We start from the raw sequence: 19,861 nt of genomic DNA on the forward strand, positions 1-19,861 counted from the left end.
CTAGGAGGTCGGCCGAATGTCGACGGGAAAGACGTGAGGCCAGATGAAAAGCGTCGCCCACGACCGGATGCTGGCCGTGAAGCGTTTGTTGTGTCCATCGGCGGACTGCGGCTCACCACGCGGTATTAAGCCATCGCTGGCGCAGCGCAAGCCCGGCAGTATTCGTCGCCGCCATCGGAATTATTTCGGAACAGGCTTTAACGGAGAACGTTATTCGCTGGAGCCTCGGGAGAAATTTCGCCTAAGCCTTAAAAGCTGGGGCTTGTCCATTTTCCATATATTGTGGAGGGTATAATGGGTTTTTTCGCGAAAGACATAAAGTCAATGGACGATCTGTTTGTCCATACGCTGCAGGACATTTACTACGCTGAGAAGAAGATCGCCAAAGCTTTACCGGACATGGTGAAGAAGGCGAGCAACGCTGAACTCAAGAAGGGGTTCGAAACCCATCTCGGTGAAACGAAGAATCACATCGCCCGTGTGGAGGAAGTCTTCCGCATGCACGGCGCTCAGGCGAAAGCCGTGGAGTGTCCGGCGATTGACGGAATCATCGAGGAGGCCGAGGAAATTGCCGGTGATGTCGATGATCCGCGCGTTCTTGACGCGGCCTTGATCGCGGCGGGCCAAGCTGTCGAACACTATGAGATGACACGCTATGGCACGCTTGTGGCCTGGGCGAAGGAACTTGGTCGCGACGACTGCGCGAAGGTGCTCCAGCAGAACCTTGATGAGGAGAAGGCGACGGATCAGAAGCTGACAAAGCTGGCCGTCGGCACCGTCAATATGCAGGCGGCGGAGTAGCGCGGGCGGATTGTCTTGAAGGGTGGACCGCCTTGAAGGACAGTCCGCGGCGCGAGCTCTTTTCCGGCAGCGCAGTTCAAAATTCATCTGGACGCTCGTTCCCGCCATGGTCCAAAAGGCGAATGGTCATGAAGCGGTGAGTTCTTCTTGGCCTTTGCGATTTTGAAGCGGTCGCGAGGGGGCTGGCTCCGTGAAGAAGCGACGGGCGTTGGGGCGGCTCTTCTTTCGAGCGCTCTCGGCGGGACGGCGATTGTCGCGTCCCGCCATACCGCCGCCGTTGGCGCGTTGATGCTCGGGGTCATCCGTTTTGGCGTCGGTTTTTGCCGCGTTTCTTCCCGTCGCCGTCCTGCGGCAGGAGCGCTGGCCACCGCCGCCGGACCGGTCTGCCGTGATTTGGCGACGACGCAGGGCGCGTCTAGTCAAGGCTGAGGGCGCGTCAACGTTAATGTGACGTTTTCCAAGGCGTATGAACAATATTCGCCTTTGGATTGCATTGCGGCGTATAAGATAATATCTGCACGTTCAAATGAACCGCAGGATGTAAGCCATGCGCTCCCAGTCACTCGCCTTGACGGCAATCACACTCGCGGCGGGTCTCGTCGTATCGGCTGCAGCCGAGGCTCAAAACCGCCAGCCGCGGACAATCCGCGTTCAGCCTCGCAGCTTCCTCGATCCTGGCACGGTCGTGCCGGTCGGCTCGCTTTCAGGCTATGTGACAGCCGGCAGCATTTTGAGCTCCCCGGCGCCCACGCTCGCCGCGCAGCCCCAGTATGAGGCGCTACCGCCGCGCATCGGCGCGGGTCGCAATCCCTTCCCCAAGGTCTATCTGACGCCGCCGCTGGCTGATCCGGCAGCTCGCTGATCTGGCCCGAAGCGTAATCCGGCGATCGCCCGGCCTCCGGTTCGCATCCGGTGTGAAAGCCTGTCCATTCGGACAGGCTTTTTTATGGGCCGGCGGGGGCGAGGCTGGATCGGCATTGAGCGCTTCGACTGAAACGTGGGTTCAGCAACCGCTGTGGTATCGAGGCAGCCGCGGTGTGCAGAGCCGCGCCTTTCCCGTCCGATTGGATGTGAGCGGCCACCGGCGCTCCGGCCTCTCCCGGAGGGACAGGATTGGGGTGAGGGGGATCATCGCTTCCTTGAGGGAGTTCCCTCACCCACACCTTCGGCGCGACCTCTCCCTCCAGCGAGAGGTGCGCAGCGGCAACCGTCGTCATCCCTGAATGTCGATCGCTCCTACCGCGCCTGGACGGTCAGCATCTTGATGGCGAACGCGCCGAACAGGCTCGCAAAGCCGTAGTCGATCGCCCGCATGACGCGGGGACGGCGCTTCAGTGCCCCGACCACCTTGTCCGCGGCCAGCACTAGCGCGATCGAGAGGGGCGTGGCGACCACGACGAAGTAAAGCCCCAGGAACCAGAGCTTACCCGAGGCATGGGGGTCGCTCGCGTCCACGAATTGCGGAAGGAACGTCACAAAGAACAGGACGACCTTCGGGTTGGTGAGATTGATGCCGAGTCCGACGAGAGCCGTGCGCCATAGCGGCATAGGCTTTCCCTGCCGCTTCGCGTCGACACTCAGCGCGGAGCCATGGCGGATGGCTTCGAACGCAAGCCACAACAGATACAGCGCGCCGACGACCTTCAGGATCGTGAAGGCTGTGACCGATGCGGCGAGAAGGGCGGACACGCCGAGCGCGGCGAGCATGGTCTGCACGCAGCAACCCGCGGTGGTTCCAAAGAGCGCCGCGAAGCCCTGGCGGCGACCGCCGGACAGGGTCTTGGCGAGCATCAGGCTCATGTCGGGCCCTGGGGTCACGAACAGGACGATGCAGGCAAGCGTGTAAGTCAGGATGATCGTGGTGGATGGCAGGAACGTCATCATCGTCGCGGAATCCGCACTGGAACGGCCCTGCAAGAAGGAGGCCCGCAGCCCCCTGGTCGCTAAAGGCCGTCGCTTTTGGCCGCGCCGAGAATCACGCTTGGGCGGCCGTTGTCAACTGCCTGCAGCAGCACGACGTAACCGTCCGTGCCCGGGGGCTTGGCCGCCTCCGGTGAAACATCGATCGTCATCGCTTGCCCGGACCAGTCACCGAGCTTCGTGATGCGCCTGACGACATTCGTGTAAACGACGGTGCGACCCGTGTTCTCGCCGCGCCCGATGGCCACGTTGTGGCTGCGCGAGACCGCCAGAATCCACAGCGCCGCGGTTTGGCCAGGCTGACCCTGCGGCACCGCTATCTTGAGCGTCCCCGCGTTATCGCTGACGTCGAGCGGGATTGTCAGCGCGGTCTTGGCAAGGCTCTTGTCGATATTCCCCTTCTCGCCCTCACCCTTGTTGGCGATGGCGGCCTCGATGCTCTTGCGGTCAGATCCGAGCGCATGCCGCGATCCGTTGATCACTGCTTGCGGCGTGTAGATCTGGCCATCGCCACGCGTCTCGGCATAGGCGCGCTGGCGTTTGCTGAAGGCCTTCTCGGCGAGCGTATCCTTCCAGCCGAGATAGTCCCAGTAGGTCACGGGGAGGCTGATCGCCACGATGCTCGTGTCCTTCGCGAGCTCGCGCAGAAGGGCATCGGCCGGCGGGCAGGACGAGCAGCCCTGGCTGGTGAAGAGTTCGACGACGCCACGTGGCGCATTCCCGGCAAGAGCGGGGAATGAAATCGCCATCAGGCAGGTAAGGGTGGGGACGAGGGCAAATCTTTTTGTCATGGAGGCTGTTTCCACGATCACTGAAACGCAAATTTGCCGCCGGCGATACTCACGTTGCCTTGAGCGCGACGACAGGCGGGCGCCAGCGACGATGCATCCACAGCCATTGGCCGGGATCCTCTCGCACCCAAGTCTCGACGACGGCCGTCATGGCGGCCATGGCGCCCTCGACATCGACCAGTCCCTCGCTGTCGCGCGGTAGATCAAGCGGAGGCGTCAACTGCAGGCGGAAACGCCCTCCGGGCAGCCGCTGGACCCGGACGCCATGCACCGGACAGTCGAATCGCCGCGCGAATTTGCCGAGGATCGGATTTGTCCGTGCCGGCCGCCCGAAGAACGGCACTGTCACCCCGCGTGTGAAGTGCTGGTCGATCAACATCCCGAGATGACCGCCGTCCTCGAGGACGCGGGCCATGGCGAAGGCCGCCCCCTGGCGCGCGGCCTCGAGCCCGCCCATGGTCTGGCTGCGCACCTCATGCACCACATGGGCGATGCCGGGATCGTTGGGCGCGCGGAAGACCGCCGTCGCCGCCAGCCCGTAGCGCGCCGCGCAGATCGCGGGGAGCTCCCAGTTGCCGAGATGCGCGGAGAATATAATGCCAGGCTTGCCATCGTCACGCAGCGCCATGAAGTGCTCGATGCCATCCACTTCCACACGTGCATCAAGTTGCGGGTTGTCGTGGTCATAGTCGAACAGGACCGAGAGATGGGCATATTCCGCGCCGGTGCGGCCGAGATTGTCCCAGGCGCTCCGCGCGATCGCGCGCCGCTCCGCCTCGCTCTTGTCGGGAAAGGCTTCGCGCAGATTGGTCATCGCGGTGCGATGGGCGGGGAAGAGTGGCCCGATGGCGCGGGCGACGGCGCCGCCCAAGGCGCTCGAGCGGTCCGGACCCAACGCGCGGAACAGTGCGAAGACAGCGCGGACGAGCCCGATCATGGTCACTTCCGCGACCCGCGCGGCCAATCGCCGAACGATCCCGCCAAGCGAGATCTGACGTCGTGCTGTCAAAGTCGTCCTGCTCCAAGCATTACGCGGCAGGACGCATGCGCCGTCCAACCCACTCTTGCCTGCCTACTTCCCCGAAGCGGGCTGCCGGGTCAAGAGCATGGACCGCGTTACAAGGTCACGATGACCTTGCCGAACACCTTGCGGCTTTCGAGCCGCTCCAGGCCCTCAGCGTAGTCGGCGACATCGAAGACGGTATCGATCACCGGCGTGAGGCCTGTCGCCATCTTGTGCAGCGACTGCTCGATGTTGCGCAGCGTGCAGCCGAACGATCCGAAGATCTTGTACTGCTGCTGGAAGAGCTGCATCAGGTTCATCGTGGTCGATACGCCGGAGGTCGACCCGCAGGTCACCAGGCGGCCGCCACGCTTCAGGCAGAGCAGGGAGCCGTTCCAGGTGTCGACGCCGACATGCTCGAAGACCACGTCGACGCCCTTGCGGCCTGTGAGCTTGCGCACCACCCCCTCGAAGCGGTCGGTGCGGTAGTTGATCACATGGTCGGCGCCGAGCAGCTTGGCCTTGGCGCCCTTGTCATCATCGCCGACCGTGGTGATCACGGTGCAGCCGATGGCCTTGGCCATCTTGATCGCCGCGGTGCCGATGCCGGAGCCGCCGGCATGGACGAGGATCGTCTCGCCGGGTTCGAGCTTGGCGTTGTCGAAGAGCATGTGCTGCACGGTGCCGAAGGCAACCGGCGCGCAGGCGGCTTCCTGGAAGCTCACGCCATCGGGAATCTTCACCATGAGCCGCTGGGGCATATTGACGAAGTCGCGGGCAAAGCCGTCGATATGGAAGCCGAGCACCCCGCCGACATTCTCGCAGAGATTGTCGCGGCCTTCGCGGCAAGCCTTGCAATGGCCGCAGGTCATCGCGCCATACATGGCGACGCGATCCCCGACATCCACATGGGTGACGTCCTCGCCCACCGCGACCACGGCACCGGAGGCCTCCGCTCCAACGGCGAGCGGCAGCTTGCGCTTGGCAAAGGCCATGCCACGGAAGCCCCAGACATCGATGTGGTTGAGGCCGACGGCGTGGACACGCACCTGGACCTCGCCCGGGCCGGGAGGTGGCGGTGCGGCCACCTCTTCCAGTCTGAGGTCGCGGTCACCAAAAAGCTGCAGCGCGCGCATGGAATGCATCGTCACAATCTACCTGATTTTTGAGTGACGCGATCCGTAGCAGGGCACACCGCCGGCATCAACCACCACGCCCGGATTAGGGCTCAGCGATGGACACCGAGCTGTGCGGTCAGGCCGCCGTCGATCGGAATGACCGCGCCGGTGATATAGGCCGCAGGCGGGCTCATCAGGAAGGCGACAAGACCGGCGATCTCGTCCGGCGCCGCGAAACGGCCCGCCGGGATCTGCTTTTCCATCTGCGCGCGGTAGGCCGCATAGGGGGTCATCATGTCGGTATCGATGAAGCCGGGCGCGATGTAGTTAGCGGTGACACCACGCTTGGCGCTCTCGATCGCGAGCGTCTTGAGATAGCTGAGCAGCGCGCCCTTGGAGGCGGCATAGGCCGCATTTCCGGCATTCGCCTGAAGCGCGGTCACGGAGCCGATCACGGCGATGCGCCCCGCGCGAGCGCGGATCATCGGCCGGATGAAGGTCTTCACCAGCCGCGTCACGGACCAGAAATTGACCTGCATGGCCGCCTCGGCCTTGTCCTGCGACATCACGGCGGTCAAGGCGTCATAAGGCTGGCCGGCGTTGTGCACGAGCCCGTAGTAGACAGTGTCTTCCTGCGCCACGCAGAAGGCCTCTATCGCGGCCGTGTCGGCGAGGTCGAGCGCCAGCGCGTTGACAGCCACGCCGTGGGCGTCCGACAGCTCACGCGCCAGGGCGTGAGCGGCGTCGCCGGAGCTGCGATAGGTGAAATCGACGGCATAGCCGCCGGCGACGAGCGTCCGCACGATGGCGGCGCCGACGCCCTTGGCTCCGCCGGTGACGAGAATGCGTTGCGGTTCGACGGAGGCTGTCATCGTATCTGCGTCAGGTCACCGGTTCGGCCGTGAACAGCAGGCAGGTGTTCTGACCGCCGAAGCCGAAGGAATTGGAGAGCACGCGGGTGACGGATGCGTCACGCGCCTCGTTGGGTACCACATCAAGCGGGATCGCGGGATCGGGCACCTGATAGTTGATCGTGGGCGGCAGACGGCCATTGGCGATCGTCATCAGCGACACGACCGCCTCGATGGCGCCGGCCGCCGTCAAGGTATGGCCGATCATCGACTTGTTGGAGGAGATCGGCACCTGCGCCATGCGCTCGCCGAGCACGGTCGTCAGGCCGAGCGCCTCCATCTTGTCATTTTCCGGCGTCGCCGTGCCATGGGCGTTGATATAGTCGACATCATCCGGCGTCAGCCCCGCGTCGGCGATGGCCTCGCGGATGGCGGCGATGATCGGCGCCCCGCCGGGGCTCGAACGGGTGCGGTGAAAACCATCGCCCTTCTCGCCGACGCCCGCCACGATGCCGAGGATGGTCGCGCCGCGCGCGATCGCGTGGTCGTAATCCTCGAGGACGAGTGCCGCGGCGCCTTCGCCCATGACAAAGCCGTCACGGTTCTTGGAGAAGGGCTTCGCGGCCTCCTCGGCCGGGTCGTTCTGGGTTGACAGGGCCGAGAGCAGCGAGAAACGGATCAAGGCTTCCGCATGCACCGAGCCGTCGGTGCCGATGGCGAGCACGGCCTTGTTCTCGCCGCGACGGATCGCCTCGACGCCAAGCTGAATGGCCGTCGCGCCGGAAGAACAGGCCGTCGACAGCGAGATCGGCGAGCCCTTGGTGCCGAAGCGCTCGCGGATGCGATCCGCGACGGTTCCGAACAGGAAGAGGTTGTGCCAGGCCCTGAAATCGCCGGAGCCGGCCGCCTTGAGCAGGTCGGCATAAGTGATGTCGCCCGCCTGGCCGGATGCCTTGGCTAGCGCCTCGCGCTGCGGCCATTCCATTTCCACGGGCGGCACGGCGATGAAAAGGCTGCCGGGAAAATCGCCGGCCGAACCGATGGCCGCCTGGCTCACGGCCTCCTCGGCGGCGAGCGTCGCGAGCTGCTCGGAAAGAAGAGGAGCGCAGAACGGTTCGACGGGAATGAAATCGACCGTGCCCGCGATGGTTGTGCGCAGGCCCTCGATCGGGAAGCGGCTGATGGTGTGGATGCCGGAGCGGCCCGCCGTCAGGGCGGCCCAGTTCTCGTCCTTGCCGGCGCCGAGCGAGGTGACGACGCCCATGCCGGTGACGGCAACGATCGGCCGTCCATGGCTGTCGCGGTGTTCATGACTGTCGCGGTGTTGCTGTGCCATCGTGCTCCCGCCTCAGACCGACGTCAGGAAGGCCAGGCCTTCGCCGCGCATGTGACCGACGCTGGTGACCGCGGCCTGCCTGAGATAGCTGTCGCGGATCGCTGCCGCCGCGATGGCCACGCTCAAGGGGAACTGCGCCTCGATCGTGTGACCGATGAAATCGCCCATGGCATGGACCGTCGTGCCCGGCATAAGCTTGGCGAGCGCGCCACGCTCTTCCTCGGTGATGCCGGTTATACCCGTCGCGCCGGAGAGAATGGCGCCGCCCGTCGGCCTGAAGTCGCTCGCCGCTTGCTGCCACAGGTTCTCGACGCTGGCGCCCACCGCGCCGATGCCGCGCGTCACCTGGTCCGCCGCGACCGCCTGCAACGTCGCGACCGGTGTGGCTCCGCGCGCCTCGGCTGTTTCCCGCGCTTCGAGCACCAGGAAGCCAGCAGCGCTGCCGGGAATGAAACCACCGCCCTCGCCGGGCCGGTCCCAGACCGACGCATAAGGCTTCTTCCAGAGAAGCTGGCCCATTTCGTAGATCAGGAGGACGTCCGGTCGCTCGGCGTTGTAGGCGCCGCCCACGAGGAACGTGTCGCCCTGTCCCGCCGCAATCCGCGCATGGGCGATGCGCAGGGCGTCGACGCCGGACTGCTCCTCGCCCATGAAGGTACGGGTGGCACCGGTGACGCCATGAACGATGGAAATGTTGCCGGCCAGAAGGTTGGACAACTGCGCTAGGAACAGGGTCGGCCGGATGTCGCCCATCAGATGTTCGTTGAGAAACACACCGGGCTTTTCGGCCGTGCGCAGCCCGGTCAGGATCTGGCCGTCGACCGCGTAGTCGCGCTCACCACCACCCGCCGCAACGATGAGCTGCATGGCCGCAAGCCTTTCGGCGTCGCCCTTCAGGCCCGCGTCTTCGAGCGCGAGACCCGCGGCATAGACGCCGAGGCGCTGCCAGGGTTCCATCTGGCGTTGGTCGGCCTTCTTCGGAATCTGCCGGTCCAGCTCCAGGGGAATGGCGGGATGGACAGAGAACGGCGCGAAGCGCTCGCTATCGATGACCGGGTCCGTGTCTCCGTCGAAAATGCCGAGATGGGCTTTCGCGCCTTCACCCAGGCTGGAGACGAGCCCGAGGCCGGTGATCCAGACCTCACGCGTCATTCTGCGATTCCTCCACTTCGAGGCCGAGGGATGCTGCCTGTTCACGCATGCGGGCCCCGAGACCGTCCGGGAAGGGCATCGTGCGGAACATCAGCTCTGCATCACAGATGGCCTTGCCGCCCGACGCAATGCGCGCCTTTGTCACGGCGTAGCCTGAGCCTTCGTGAAGACGGGTGGCGGTGATGTCGAGCGGCGCGCCGGGGCCGACAAAGGTGCGGAACTTCGCCTTCTCGACGCCGCAGAGAAACGGCATATGGGAGAAACGGCAGAGGCCGAGGATGAGATAGCCGGATGCCTGGGCCATCGTCTCGGTGAGAAGGACGCCCGGCATCAGCGGGTGACCGGGGAAATGGCCTTCAAAAACCGGGCTCTCCGCAGGAACGGTGGAGCGGGCCTCAAGCCGCAAAGCCGCCTCGTCGAAAGCGACGACGCGGTCGATCATCTGGAAATATTCAAGGCGCATACGGTGAGCTACCGGAGCCAGACAGCAGCGCCGGGGAGACCGGCGCCTGTCGTTTCATCAAGCCCGGACGGGCTCGAAGGCCCATTGTCAGGGCGCGTCACGCGGTTTTCGCCGCCACGAGATCGTCGATGCGGGCGCAAAGGTTCTTCAGAACGAAATACTGGTCGGCCGGGACCTTCCCGTCGTTGACCTCCTGCGTCCAGGTCTCAAGAGGCAACTTGATGCCGAACGCCTTGTCGATCGCGAAGGCGATGTCGAGGAAGGCCAGCGAATCAATACCGAGATCGTCGATGGCGTGGCTTTCCGGCGTGATCTGATCGCGCGGAATGTCAGCGGTTTCGGCGATGATATCGGCGACGGTCTCGAAGGTAGATGCCATCGCTTGGCTCTCCTGTCCGTGAAGTGTGCAACCCTTAAGGGCGCAACAGAAAAAATGCCCAGGCACGTGGGGCGTGCGCGGGGCCTTGATGCGTTTCCCTATACATGAGCGCCGGCTCTTGTCCAAGCGCGGGTGACGGTTCGGTGACCGATCTTCGCCGCAAAATCGCAGATTGTGCGGCAGCGCACGCCATCGGTGCAAGCCGCTGCTCCTTCCTGAAAGCCAGGCTGACATTCAGAAAGCGGGCAGGCGTCCCGCGCCGTGGTCGTGGGAGAAGGAGGCGGCCTCGAGGGCCGCCCCGTTCATCATTAGGCTGCGAGATTGCGCAGGACGTACTGCAGGATGCCGCCGTTGCGGAAATAATCCAGCTCGTCGAGCGTATCGATGCGGCAGGTCAGCGGGACGTTCTTCACCGAGCCGTCGCCAAGGGTGATCTCTGCTGTCAGCGTCTGGCGCGGCTTCAGGTCGCCCTCGATGCCGCGGATGGTGACGACTTCGTCGCCCTTGAGTCCAAGCGTCTGCCAGGAGTCTTCACCCTGGAAGACGAGCGGGACGATGCCCATCCCCACGAGGTTGGAGCGGTGGATGCGCTCGAAGCTCTGGGCGATGACCGCGCGGATGCCGAGCAGCTTGGTGCCCTTGGCCGCCCAGTCGCGGGAGGAACCGGTGCCGTATTCCTTGCCGGCAAAGACCACGAGCGGAACGCCCTCCGCCTTGTACTTCATGGCCGCGTCATAAATCGGCATCTCGGTGCCATCGGGCCAATGCTTGGTGAAGCCACCTTCCTTGCCGCCGAGCATCTGATTCTTGATGCGGATATTGGCGAAGGTGCCGCGCATCATGACTTCGTGGTTGCCACGGCGCGTGCCGTACTGGTTGAAGTCCTGCGGGCGCACCTGGTGATCGCGCAGGTAGTGACCAGCAGGGCTTGCTTCCTTGATCGAACCGGCCGGAGAGATGTGGTCGGTCGTGATCGAATCGAGGAACAGGCCCATCACCCGCGCCTTGACGATGTCCGTGACCGGCTCCGGCTTCATCTCCATGCCTTCAAAGTAAGGCGGGTTCTGCACATAGGTGGAGCCCGAGTCCCAGGCATATGTCTCGCCGGTCGGCACGGCAATTTTCTGCCAGTTGCTGTCGCCCTTGAAGACGTCAGCGTATTTTTCCTGGAACATCTTCTTGGTGACGTTCTCGCGGATGAACTTGGCGATCTCCTGGTTGGACGGCCAGATATCCTTGAGATAGACCGGCTTTCCGTCCGAACCCGTGCCGAGCGGCTCGGTTGTCAGGTCGATCTGCAGCGAGCCGGCGATGGCATAGGCGACGACCAGCGGCGGCGAGGCGAGGTAGTTCGCCTTCACGTCCGGGTTCACGCGGCCTTCGAAGTTGCGGTTGCCGGAGATGACGGCGCCCGCGACGAGGTCGTTCTTGTTGATCGCCTCGGAGATGTTCTCGGGCAGCGGGCCGGAGTTGCCGATGCAGGTCGTGCAGCCGAAGCCGACGAGATTGAACCCGAGGGCGTCGAGATCGGTCTGCAGGCCGGAGGCGTTGAGATAGCCTTCGACCACCTGCGATCCCGGTGCCAGCGAAGTCTTCACCCACGGCTTGGACTTGAGGCCCTTGGCGGCAGCGTTGCGCGCCAGAAGTCCGGCCGCGATCAGCACGCTCGGGTTGGAGGTGTTGGTGCAGGAGGTGATGGCGGCGATGGTGACATCGCCATGACCGAGGGTGAAGTCGGCATCGGCAACGGCGAAACGCTTGGCAGCCTCGCCCGGCTTCTTGAACTCGCCTTCGAGGGCGGCGAGAAAGCCTTCCTTGGTGCCGGAGAGCAGCACGCGGTCCTGTGGGCGCTTGGGGCCGGCGAGCGATGGCAGCACGGAGCCGATGTCGAGCTCGAGGATGTCGGTGAAGACCGGATCCGGCGTGCCCACTTCGCGCCACATGCCCTGTGCCTTGGAATAGGCCTCGACCAGCGCGATGCGGTCGTCGGTACGGCCGGTCTCGTCGAGATAGGCGATGGTTTCACTGTCGACGGGGAAGAAACCGCAGGTCGCGCCATATTCCGGCGCCATGTTGCCGATCGTGGCGCGGTCGGCCAGCGAGAGATGGTCGAGGCCATCGCCGAAGAATTCGACGAATTTGCCGACCACGCCTTTCTTGCGCAGCATCTGGGTGACCGTCAGCACGAGGTCGGTCGCCGTGATGCCCTCGTTGAGCCTGCCGGTGAGCTTGAAGCCGATGACCTCGGGGATGAGCATGGAGACCGGCTGGCCGAGCATGGCCGCCTCGGCCTCGATGCCGCCGACGCCCCAGCCGAGCACGCCGAGGCCGTTCACCATGGTGGTGTGGCTGTCCGTGCCGACGCAGGTATCGGGATAGGCGACCGTTTCGCCGTCCTCGGTCTTGGTCCACACGGTCTGTGCGAGGTACTCGAGGTTGACCTGGTGGCAGATGCCGGTGCCGGGCGGCACGACACGGAAATTGTCGAAGGCCGACTGGCCCCATTTCAGGAAGCGGTAACGCTCCTGGTTCTGCTTGTATTCTTCCTCGACGTTCTTGCCGAAGGCGGCGTTGTTGCCGAAGAAATTCACGATCACCGAGTGGTCGATGACGAGGTCGACCGGCACCAGCGGGTTGATGCGCTTGGGGTCGCCGCCGAGATTGACCATGGCGTCGCGCATCGCGGCGAGGTCGACGACCGCGGGAACGCCGGTGAAGTCCTGCATCAGAACGCGTGACGGGCGATAGGCGATCTCGCGCTCGGCCGTGCCGCGGTTCACCAGCCAGTCCTTGATGGCGATGATGTCCTTCTTCGTGACGGAACGGCCGTCCTCGAAGCGCAGCAAGTTTTCGAGAAGCACCTTCATGGAGAAGGGCAGGCGGGAAATTCCCTCAAGGCCGTTCTTTTCGGCTTCCGGCAGGGAATAGTAGGTGTAAGTCTTGCCAGCCGCGACGATGGTGCGGCGGGAGGAGAAGCTATCGACGGATTTGGTCATCGCGTGATCCTTCGGGGATGGACGGCACAAATGTCTGGTGAGACGGACATGCCAGCCTGTTGCGCAAAAGCGCGCGCCGCCCCGGGGGTGCCCAGGTCCCCGCGCGTCACGCGCGCGGCGCAGCCTGCGCTCTATATAGAGAGTTTCGTGCCGGACTTCTAGACGAATGATAGTGATTCTAAACTGACCGTGAAGCCCTCACGGTCATTTCGCCCTCCCTTCCCGCCCAGAGGTTCGCCCATCTTGCGCCTTGAGATCGATCGTCTCTCCTGCCGCCGTTCTGGACGGCTGCTGGTCGAGCACCTTACGCTCACGGTCGCCGGTGGCGAAGCGCTTGTGGTGAGGGGACAGAACGGCGCGGGAAAGTCGACGCTGCTCGCGACCCTCGCCGGGCGGCTGAAGCCCGCCAGTGGCACGATCCGCCTGATCGGGGACAGCAGCTCGACCGAGCGACGCGAGGGAGAGGAGGATGCACCGCTCGCCGAACGGGCGGTCTTGGTGGGGCATCGCGACGGGCTCAAAACGGCGCTGACGGCGACGGAGAACCTCGTTTTCGCCGCCGCGATGCTGGGGGTGCCGGCGACACCGCCGCAGGCGGTTGCGGCCCTTGATGATCTTGGTCTCGTTCATGTGTCCGATATTCCTGTCGGATATCTCTCGGCGGGCCAGCGGCGGCGTGTGGCCCTGGCGCGGCTCATCCTTGTTGATCGGCCCGTATGGCTGCTCGACGAGCCCACGGCGGCGCTGGATGCCACGGCGCAGGAGGATCTCGCGCATCTGATGCAGCGGCAGCTCGCGCGTGGGGGCCTCATCGTCGCGGCGACACATCTGCCGCTGGGGCTCGACGGCGCGCGCGTGCTCACTCTCGGTGGCAAGAGTGACGGGCATGACAATAGCTCTGGCGATAGCCCAAGTGATGGGCCTGGCGATCTGGACGCCTGGGAGTTCAGCCGATGATGGCCGCTCTCCGCGCTCTTCTCGTCAGGGACCTGAAGCTCGCGGCGCGGGTCGGCGGCTCCGGCTTGCTCGGCGTCGTGTTCTTCCTGATGCTCGTCACGCTTATCCCCTTCGCGCTCGGGCCGGATCTCAACCTTCTGCGCCGCATCGGCCCGGCCATCCTCTGGATCGCGGCGGTGCTGGCCACGCTCATCGGCCTCGACCGGCTTTTCCAGGGCGATGAGGAGGATGGTTCGCTTGATCTCATGCTGATGTCGCAGGTGCCGCTCGAACTCACTGTCGTCGTGAAGGGCTTCGCCCATTGGCTCACAACGGGCTTTCCGCTGGCGCTGCTCTCGCCGCTGTTCGGCCTACTCCTGGCCCAGGAGCCCGATGCGATGCTTTCGGTCATGGCGACGCTGATGGTCGGCACGCCGGCCCTGACCTTCATCGGCGGCATCGGGGCAGCGTTGACGGCGACCCTGCCGCGCGGGGGGCTCATTCTGGCCGTCCTTGTGCTGCCGTTGATGATCCCCACGCTGATCTTCGGCGTCTCGGCGGCGCAGGCGGCGCTGGGGGGAACGGTGCCGTTCCTCACGCCCTTCCTCGTGCTCGCCGCGCTCAGCCTTGTCGCGATCGTGACCGGGGCGGTGGCGTCCGCGGCAGCGTTACGCGGCGGCGGATAGCAGGAGACCGTTGCGGGCGAGACTGTCGGCCGCTACATCACGATGATGCGGAGGAGCACCATGCCGACCAGCCTTCTATGGGGGCTCGCCAATCCCACGCGTTTCATGGCTCTCTCGGCCCGCGTTCTCCCTTGGATGGCGGGGGTGAGCGCCATTGTCACCGCCACCGGGCTCTATCTCGCGCTGTTTTCGTCGCCTACGGACTATCAGCAGGGTGAGACGGTCCGCATCATGTACATTCACGTGCCGGCGGCCTGGCTCGCGCTTGCCCTCTACACGATCATGAGCGCATCGGCGCTCGGCACGCTGGTCTGGCGTCACCCCCTGGCCGACGTCTCCCAGAAGGCAGCGGCACCGATCGGGGCAGCCTTCACGCTGCTGTGCCTCGTCACCGGCTCCCTCTGGGGCAAGCCCATGTGGGGTACCTGGTGGGTATGGGACGCGCGCCTGACCTCCGTGCTCGTGCTCTTTCTCATCTATCTCGGCATCCTCGCGCTCTGGCGCGCCATCGAGGAGCCGGGACAGGCGGCGCGTGCCGTTGCCATCCTTACCCTGGTCGGCTTCGTCAACATCCCCATCGTCAAGTTCTCGGTGGATTGGTGGAATACCCTGCACCAGCCGGCCTCCGTCATCCGCATGGACGGCGCGACGATCGACGCCAGCATGCTGTGGCCGTTGTTCATGATGGCGATCGGCCTGACGTTGCTCGCCCTCACGCTGCACGTATCCGGCATGCGCAGCGAGATCCTGGCGCGGCGGGTCCGCAGCCTCACCCTGAAGGCGGCCGATCAGTCCGCGGACCATCGCCGCCCGCTTCCGCTCGGTGCCGGCTCGGCCGGCGCGGGGCCGGCGTGAGGTTCCGGTGATGATCGCGCTCGATGCTCCCCATATCGGTTTTGTGCTCGCCGCCTATGGGGCGGCTGCCGTCATCGTGACAGGTCTTGTGCTACGCGCCGTCATGGACAGCCGGATGCAGCACAAAGCCCTCGACGCCCTGGCCGCACGCGGGGTGGCGCGCAACCGTATGCCATCGTCCGGCCATCCTCCGGGTGCAAGTGCCGTGCGGGATATCGGCGATAGCGGTGGCGGCGCCGGACATACATCATCGGCACGCGATGCCGCGAACCAGGATTCAAACGAGGGCAAAGAGCGTGGTGCTGCGCGATCCCACAACGACGGACGGAGCGATCGTCACTGACGAGGCGTCGCTGCGGAGGCGTCGCATCCTGCTCGCAGTTCCGCTCGTCATCTTCCTGGCGCTGGCCGTGCTGTTCGTGGTGCGGTTGTTCGCCGGCGATCCGGCCCGCATTCCGTCAGCCCTCATAGGACGGCCGGTTCCCGTCTTTTCCCTGCCGCCGCTCGAGGGCCTCGTGCGCGATGGCCAGCCCGTGCCGGGGTTGACCAACGAGAGCCTGCTGGCATCAGGGCCGAATCAGGTGACGGTCGTGAACATCTGGGCGTCCTGGTGCGCGCCCTGTCGCGAGGAACATCCACTCCTGATGAGCTTGGCGCAGGATCCGCGCGTCAAGGTCGTTGGAATCAACTACAAGGACAACGCTGAGAACGCCCGGCGCTTCCTGGGCGCGCTCGGCAATCCCTTCACGGCGGTCGGCGTGGATGCGGCTGGTCGCGCCTCGATCGACTGGGGGGTGTATGGCGTGCCTGAGACCTTTATCGTCAGCCGCGACGGACGCATTCAGCATAAACATATCGGGCCGTTAACCCACGAGGCTCTGCAAACGAGTATCAACGCAGCGATCGACAAGGCGGCCAAGCCCTGACGATTCGCTTCCCACCCGGCTGGCCGATCCTAGCGAGCGGTCACCGGCACCAGCAGGTTCCACCCCCGGACCACGGCCATCCATGATCGCCCGCTCCTTCAAGCTCCCTAAGGAAAGTGACGTCCTGCTGCTCAGCGCCGAGCTGAGCGCGGAGCGGACGGCGAGCCTCGTGCGTATGATCACGGGTATCGTTCTCCTGGCGGCGATCGCCTTCGTGGATCGCAAGAGCGACTTCTCGCCGATCGGTGAGCGGCAGGTTTTATACGCCCAGCTTACGGTGCTGACGTTGTTCCTGTCAGGGCTTCTCAGCTACGGGCTGGTGCGCGTCCGCCTCTGGCGGTGGTGGATGAGCTTTGGGACGGCGACGATCGACATGTTCATCGTCGCGTTCAACATCTGGCTCAACGTCTGGGTTACCGGGCTGACCGGCCAGTATATCCTGTCGTTTCCGATCATCGCGGCCCTGCCGCTGGTCTTTGCGAGCAACGCGCTGCGCCTGCGGCCGAGCGTCCAGATCTACACGACGGTTCTGCTCGTCCTGTCGATGGTCGCCGTGGGCATTTTCGCCGCGCCCGCGCAAATGACGTTCCCCCGTCCCCCCGAACTCATGGTGCAGGACCAATTCGGCTGGCAGCCGAATTTCGCGCGCGTCGTCATTCTGCTCCTCACTGGCGGAATCCTCATTCTGGCGGCTGCACGTGGCCGCAAGCTCCTGGTGCGCGCGGTTGAGGAAACAACGATCCGTCTCAATCTCGGCCGCTATCTGCCGGCCGAGCTCGCGCCGGTGCTCGCGGAAGGGCGCATCAGCGAGCTGAAAGCCGGTCGCCGTAGCGTCGTGACGCTCATGTTCGTCGACATTCGCGGCTCGACCGCCATGGAGGAGAGCCTGTCGCCCTCGGCCGTCGTGGAGCTGATCGGCACGTTCCGCGAGCATGTGATGGCGGCGGCGGCCGAGCATGGAGGCGTCATCGACAAGTTCATCGGCGATGGCGCCTTCCTCGTCTTCGGCATGCCCGAGCCCGGCGAGGATGACGCGGCGCGGGCGCTGGCGTGCGGGCGCGCCATTCTCGACCGCATGGACAAATGGAACCTGGAGCGCGGCCGGAATGGGTTCGATCCCATCCGCATCGGCATCGGTGTGCATAGCGGCGAGGCGTTCATCGGCGCCATCGGCAACGACATGCGTCTCGACTTCACGGTGCTGGGGGATGCGGTGAACGTTGCCTGCCGGCTCGAACAGGCGACGAAGCTGCACCAGGTCGCGTTCCTCGTATCGGAGGAAGCGCTTGACGCCGCGCACGCCGACCGCTCCGGATGGCGCCATATCGGCGAGCAATCCCTGCGTGGCCGGGCGGAACCCATCGAGCTGTTCACCCCTGCCGATCTCGCGAGCTGGGAGACCGCCGAAGCCGAGCCCGCCAGCCAGGCGTCCTGACCGGACCGTCCGGCCGCGATGACTGCCGAAATCCAGGCGGCCGAAACCCGGAGTTCCTAAGTCAGGATTGCCGGATTTGGCCCTATGCCTCGGGCTGGTCTTTCTCGGGCAGGGAATGGCGCATGATCAGCGGTGTCTGTGCCAAAGCAAAGACGATGGTGATCGGCATCGTCGCGAAGACCTTGAAGTTCACCCAGAAGTCGGTGGACTGGGTCCGCCAGACCACTTCGTTCAAAATCGCCAGGAAGAAGAAGAACAGCCCCCAGCGTAGCGTCAGCTTCCGCCAGCCCTCATCATCCAGGTGAAACACGCTGTCGAAGACGATGGGCAAGAGCGGCTTGTTGAAGGCCAGCCCGCCCAGGAGCACGCCGCCGAACAGGCAGTTCACGATCGTGGGCTTCAGCTTGATGAACAGCTCATCATGCAGCACGAGCGTCAGGCCGCCGAAAACCAGCACCACGACGCCAGAGACGATCGGCATGATGGGCAGATGCCGGACGAGCGCGTAGTGGACCACAAGCGCGATGGCGGTCGCGACCATGAACACGGCCGTCGCCGTGAAGAGACCCTCGCGCTGGTTCGCGAAAAAGAACAGGACGAGGGGCCCAAGCTCAAGGGCCAGCTTGAGCATGGGGTTGAGCGGCTGTCGCTTGGTATCGGTCATGGGATGATGTCTGCCCGTTCCGCCACAAGCCGTCAACTCTAGTGGCTGGAGCCGCCTATCACGACACCGGGATCATCGGCTCGGATTTTTTTCCGGTTCATGTCACAGTCCGGGAACCTCGCTCGTCAACGCACCGACATGTTCCCAAAGTTGGAAACGGAGTGAGACATGAAGCCGAGATTGAACCCCTACACCGCCGCTCCCGACACCATGAGCGCCATGTTCGACCTGGAGAAGCGGGCCTTCGGCAGCGGGCTCGAGCACAGTCTGCTCGAACTGGTGAAGACGCGGGCCTCGCAGATCAACGGCTGCGCCTTCTGCATCCACATGCACACCCGCGATGCCCGCGCCGCCGGTGAGACGGAGGAGCGGCTCTATCTGCTGGACGCCTGGCGGGAGTCGCCCCTCTATACGGACCGCGAGCGTGCCGCGCTGGCCTGGACCGAGGCCTTGACGCTGGTGTCCAAGACCCATGCGCCCGATGAGGACTACGAGGCGCTGAAGCGCGAGTTTTCCGATGAGGAGCAGGTGAAACTCACACTGATGATCGCCACGATCAATGCCTGGAACCGTTTCGCCATCGGCTTCCGGGCCATCCATCCCGTGTCGAAGCGGCAAGACCGTGAGTGACGGTATCGTGAGTGATCGCGGCCCCGACCAGGATGCCATGTTGACGGAGGCCTTCTCGGCGGCGCGCCCACGCCTGATCCGCCTTGCCTATCGCATGCTTGGATCGATCGCGGAGGCCGAAGACATGGTGCAGGAGGCCTTCATCCGCCTGCACCGCGCGGATGCGGCCACCATCCGCGAGCCGGCCGCCTTCCTGTCGCGGGTGGTCACCAATCTCTGCCTCGACCAGCTCAAGTCCGCCCGCGTCAAGCGGGAGAGCTATGTGGGGCCATGGCTGCCGGAGCCCGTAGTCGATCCGCTCGAGGACGAGGGCACTGACGATATCACGACCGCGCTGATGGTGGCGCTGGAGCGTCTGTCGCCGCTCGAACGGGCCGCCTTTCTCCTGCATGATGTGTTCGGCGTCGGCTTCGACGAGATTGCGGCATCCCTGCAGCGCGACCCGGCCGCCTGCCGGCAGCTGGCCCGCCGTGCCCGCGCGCATGTGCAGGCCGCCCGCCCACGCTTTCCCGTCTCGCCCGAGAAAGGCCGCGACCTGGCTGAGGCCTTTCTCGCCGCCTCCGCGACCGGCAACATGGCCGGCCTGCAGGCGCTGCTGGCCGAGGACGTGGTGCTCTATGGCGACGGCGGCGGCAAGGTCGCCGCGACGTTCAACCCGATCTTCGGGCAGGACAAGGTGTCCCGCTTCTTCTGGGGCCTGAGCCGCAAGAAGGACTACAAGCCGGCCACCGTGCTAAGGCGCTGCGTCATCGACGGCCTGCCCGGCTTTGTGACGGTCGACGGCCATGGCCATCTGCAGACGACCGCCCTTGCGATCGACAATGGGCGGATCACGGCGATCTATGTGGTCCGCAATCCGGACAAGCTCGCCCATGTCGTCGAGGGGCTGTCGCCCTTTGCTTCCTGAGGTCAGTCGACA

Annotated in this window: 22 protein-coding genes; 11 read left to right on the top strand and 11 right to left on the bottom strand. The window is 64.8% G+C overall.

The features are described from left to right. Window positions 1-43: 43 nt before the first annotated feature. The 3 genes from KIO74_RS15870 (at window position 44) to KIO74_RS15880 (ending at window position 1,663) form a co-directional block, all read left to right on the top strand. A complete protein-coding gene (locus tag KIO74_RS15870) occupies window positions 44-295 on the top strand; it encodes a hypothetical protein (protein ID WP_213332789.1) in 252 nt (83 codons plus the stop codon). Beyond that, window positions 295-801, top strand: a complete 507-nt coding sequence (locus tag KIO74_RS15875) for a YciE/YciF ferroxidase family protein (RefSeq protein ID WP_213332790.1) — start codon at window positions 295-297, stop codon at window positions 799-801. Before KIO74_RS15870 ends, KIO74_RS15875 begins: the two co-directional genes overlap by 1 nt. Window positions 802-1,348: 547 nt before the next feature. Then, complete coding sequence (locus tag KIO74_RS15880; protein ID WP_213332791.1) at window positions 1,349-1,663, top strand: hypothetical protein; 315 nt, start codon at window positions 1,349-1,351, stop codon at window positions 1,661-1,663. 374 nt (window positions 1,664-2,037) lie between these two features. Here the strand turns inward: KIO74_RS15880 and KIO74_RS15885 are convergent, their stop codons facing one another. The 10 genes from KIO74_RS15885 to acnA form a co-directional block, all read right to left on the bottom strand. Further along, window positions 2,038-2,682 carry a LysE family translocator gene (locus KIO74_RS15885; RefSeq protein WP_213335506.1) on the bottom strand — a complete coding sequence of 215 codons (645 nt, stop codon included), beginning with the start codon at window positions 2,680-2,682 and terminating at the stop codon, window positions 2,038-2,040. A 62-nt stretch (window positions 2,683-2,744) separates the two neighbouring features. Continuing rightward, window positions 2,745-3,512: a DUF1223 domain-containing protein gene (locus KIO74_RS15890; protein ID WP_213332792.1), complete on the bottom strand. Its 768-nt coding sequence runs from the start codon at window positions 3,510-3,512 to the stop codon at window positions 2,745-2,747. A 49-nt stretch (window positions 3,513-3,561) separates the two neighbouring features. Further along, window positions 3,562-4,521 carry a lipid A biosynthesis lauroyl acyltransferase gene (locus KIO74_RS15895; RefSeq protein ID WP_283772128.1) on the bottom strand — a complete coding sequence of 320 codons (960 nt, stop codon included), beginning with the start codon at window positions 4,519-4,521 and terminating at the stop codon, window positions 3,562-3,564. A gap of 107 nt (window positions 4,522-4,628) precedes the next feature. Next, the gene (locus tag KIO74_RS15900) at window positions 4,629-5,651 is read right to left on the bottom strand and encodes a zinc-binding dehydrogenase (protein WP_213332793.1); all 1,023 of its coding nucleotides are present in this window, start codon (window positions 5,649-5,651) and stop codon (window positions 4,629-4,631) included. Window positions 5,652-5,743: 92 nt separating this feature from the next. Then, window positions 5,744-6,505, bottom strand: a complete 762-nt coding sequence (locus KIO74_RS15905; protein ID WP_213332794.1) for an SDR family oxidoreductase — start codon at window positions 6,503-6,505, stop codon at window positions 5,744-5,746. A 10-nt stretch (window positions 6,506-6,515) separates the two neighbouring features. After that, window positions 6,516-7,820 carry a beta-ketoacyl-ACP synthase gene (locus KIO74_RS15910; protein ID WP_213332795.1) on the bottom strand — a complete coding sequence of 435 codons (1,305 nt, stop codon included), beginning with the start codon at window positions 7,818-7,820 and terminating at the stop codon, window positions 6,516-6,518. Window positions 7,821-7,832: 12 nt separating this feature from the next. Beyond that, window positions 7,833-8,972, bottom strand: a complete 1,140-nt coding sequence (locus KIO74_RS15915) for a beta-ketoacyl-ACP synthase (protein ID WP_213332796.1) — start codon at window positions 8,970-8,972, stop codon at window positions 7,833-7,835. Further along, entirely contained in the window at window positions 8,962-9,435 is a 474-nt protein-coding gene (locus KIO74_RS15920) for a 3-hydroxyacyl-ACP dehydratase FabZ family protein (protein WP_213332797.1), read from the bottom strand. Before KIO74_RS15920 ends, KIO74_RS15915 begins: the two co-directional genes overlap by 11 nt. Before the next feature lie 97 nt (window positions 9,436-9,532). Continuing rightward, window positions 9,533-9,814, bottom strand: a complete 282-nt coding sequence (locus KIO74_RS15925; RefSeq protein ID WP_110374860.1) for an acyl carrier protein — start codon at window positions 9,812-9,814, stop codon at window positions 9,533-9,535. A 308-nt stretch (window positions 9,815-10,122) separates the two neighbouring features. Further along, window positions 10,123-12,810, bottom strand: a complete 2,688-nt coding sequence (acnA, locus tag KIO74_RS15930) for an aconitate hydratase AcnA (protein WP_213332798.1) — start codon at window positions 12,808-12,810, stop codon at window positions 10,123-10,125. Between the two features lie 243 nt (window positions 12,811-13,053). On the opposite strand from acnA, the gene ccmA reads away from it, so the two are divergent. The 6 genes from ccmA to KIO74_RS15960 all read left to right on the top strand — a co-directional run bounded on the left by ccmA (window position 13,054) and on the right by KIO74_RS15960 (window position 17,648). Further along, entirely contained in the window at window positions 13,054-13,767 is a 714-nt protein-coding gene (ccmA, locus tag KIO74_RS15935) for a heme ABC exporter ATP-binding protein CcmA (protein ID WP_213332799.1), read from the top strand. After that, window positions 13,764-14,432 carry a heme exporter protein CcmB gene (gene ccmB, locus KIO74_RS15940; RefSeq protein ID WP_213332800.1) on the top strand — a complete coding sequence of 223 codons (669 nt, stop codon included), beginning with the start codon at window positions 13,764-13,766 and terminating at the stop codon, window positions 14,430-14,432. The genes ccmA and ccmB overlap by 4 nt, the downstream gene beginning before the upstream one ends. A 60-nt stretch (window positions 14,433-14,492) precedes the next feature. After that, window positions 14,493-15,287, top strand: a complete 795-nt coding sequence (locus KIO74_RS15945) for a heme ABC transporter permease (protein ID WP_213332801.1) — start codon at window positions 14,493-14,495, stop codon at window positions 15,285-15,287. Between the two features lie 10 nt (window positions 15,288-15,297). After that, window positions 15,298-15,630 carry a heme exporter protein CcmD gene (gene ccmD / locus KIO74_RS15950; protein ID WP_213332802.1) on the top strand — a complete coding sequence of 111 codons (333 nt, stop codon included), beginning with the start codon at window positions 15,298-15,300 and terminating at the stop codon, window positions 15,628-15,630. After that, window positions 15,590-16,213 (top strand): DsbE family thiol:disulfide interchange protein, encoded by a 624-nt coding sequence (locus tag KIO74_RS15955; RefSeq protein ID WP_249731332.1) that lies wholly within the window; start codon window positions 15,590-15,592, stop codon window positions 16,211-16,213. The genes ccmD and KIO74_RS15955 overlap by 41 nt, the downstream gene beginning before the upstream one ends. Window positions 16,214-16,295: 82 nt before the next feature. Continuing rightward, window positions 16,296-17,648 (top strand): adenylate/guanylate cyclase domain-containing protein, encoded by a 1,353-nt coding sequence (locus KIO74_RS15960; RefSeq protein ID WP_213332804.1) that lies wholly within the window; start codon window positions 16,296-16,298, stop codon window positions 17,646-17,648. Window positions 17,649-17,730: 82 nt separating this feature from the next. Here the strand turns inward: KIO74_RS15960 and KIO74_RS15965 are convergent, their stop codons facing one another. After that, entirely contained in the window at window positions 17,731-18,312 is a 582-nt protein-coding gene (locus tag KIO74_RS15965) for a septation protein A (protein ID WP_213332805.1), read from the bottom strand. 168 nt (window positions 18,313-18,480) lie between these two features. On the opposite strand from KIO74_RS15965, the gene KIO74_RS15970 reads away from it, so the two are divergent. Both KIO74_RS15970 and KIO74_RS15975 read left to right on the top strand, forming a co-directional pair. Then, entirely contained in the window at window positions 18,481-18,942 is a 462-nt protein-coding gene (locus tag KIO74_RS15970) for a carboxymuconolactone decarboxylase family protein (RefSeq protein WP_213332806.1), read from the top strand. Window positions 18,943-18,979: 37 nt separating this feature from the next. Then, window positions 18,980-19,849 (top strand): sigma-70 family RNA polymerase sigma factor, encoded by an 870-nt coding sequence (locus KIO74_RS15975; protein ID WP_213335512.1) that lies wholly within the window; start codon window positions 18,980-18,982, stop codon window positions 19,847-19,849. The last annotated feature ends 12 nt before the right edge of the window (window positions 19,850-19,861 follow it).

It is taken from the genome of Chelatococcus sp. HY11 (genome assembly GCF_018398335.1).
GTDB lineage: Bacteria > Pseudomonadota > Alphaproteobacteria > Rhizobiales > Beijerinckiaceae > Chelatococcus.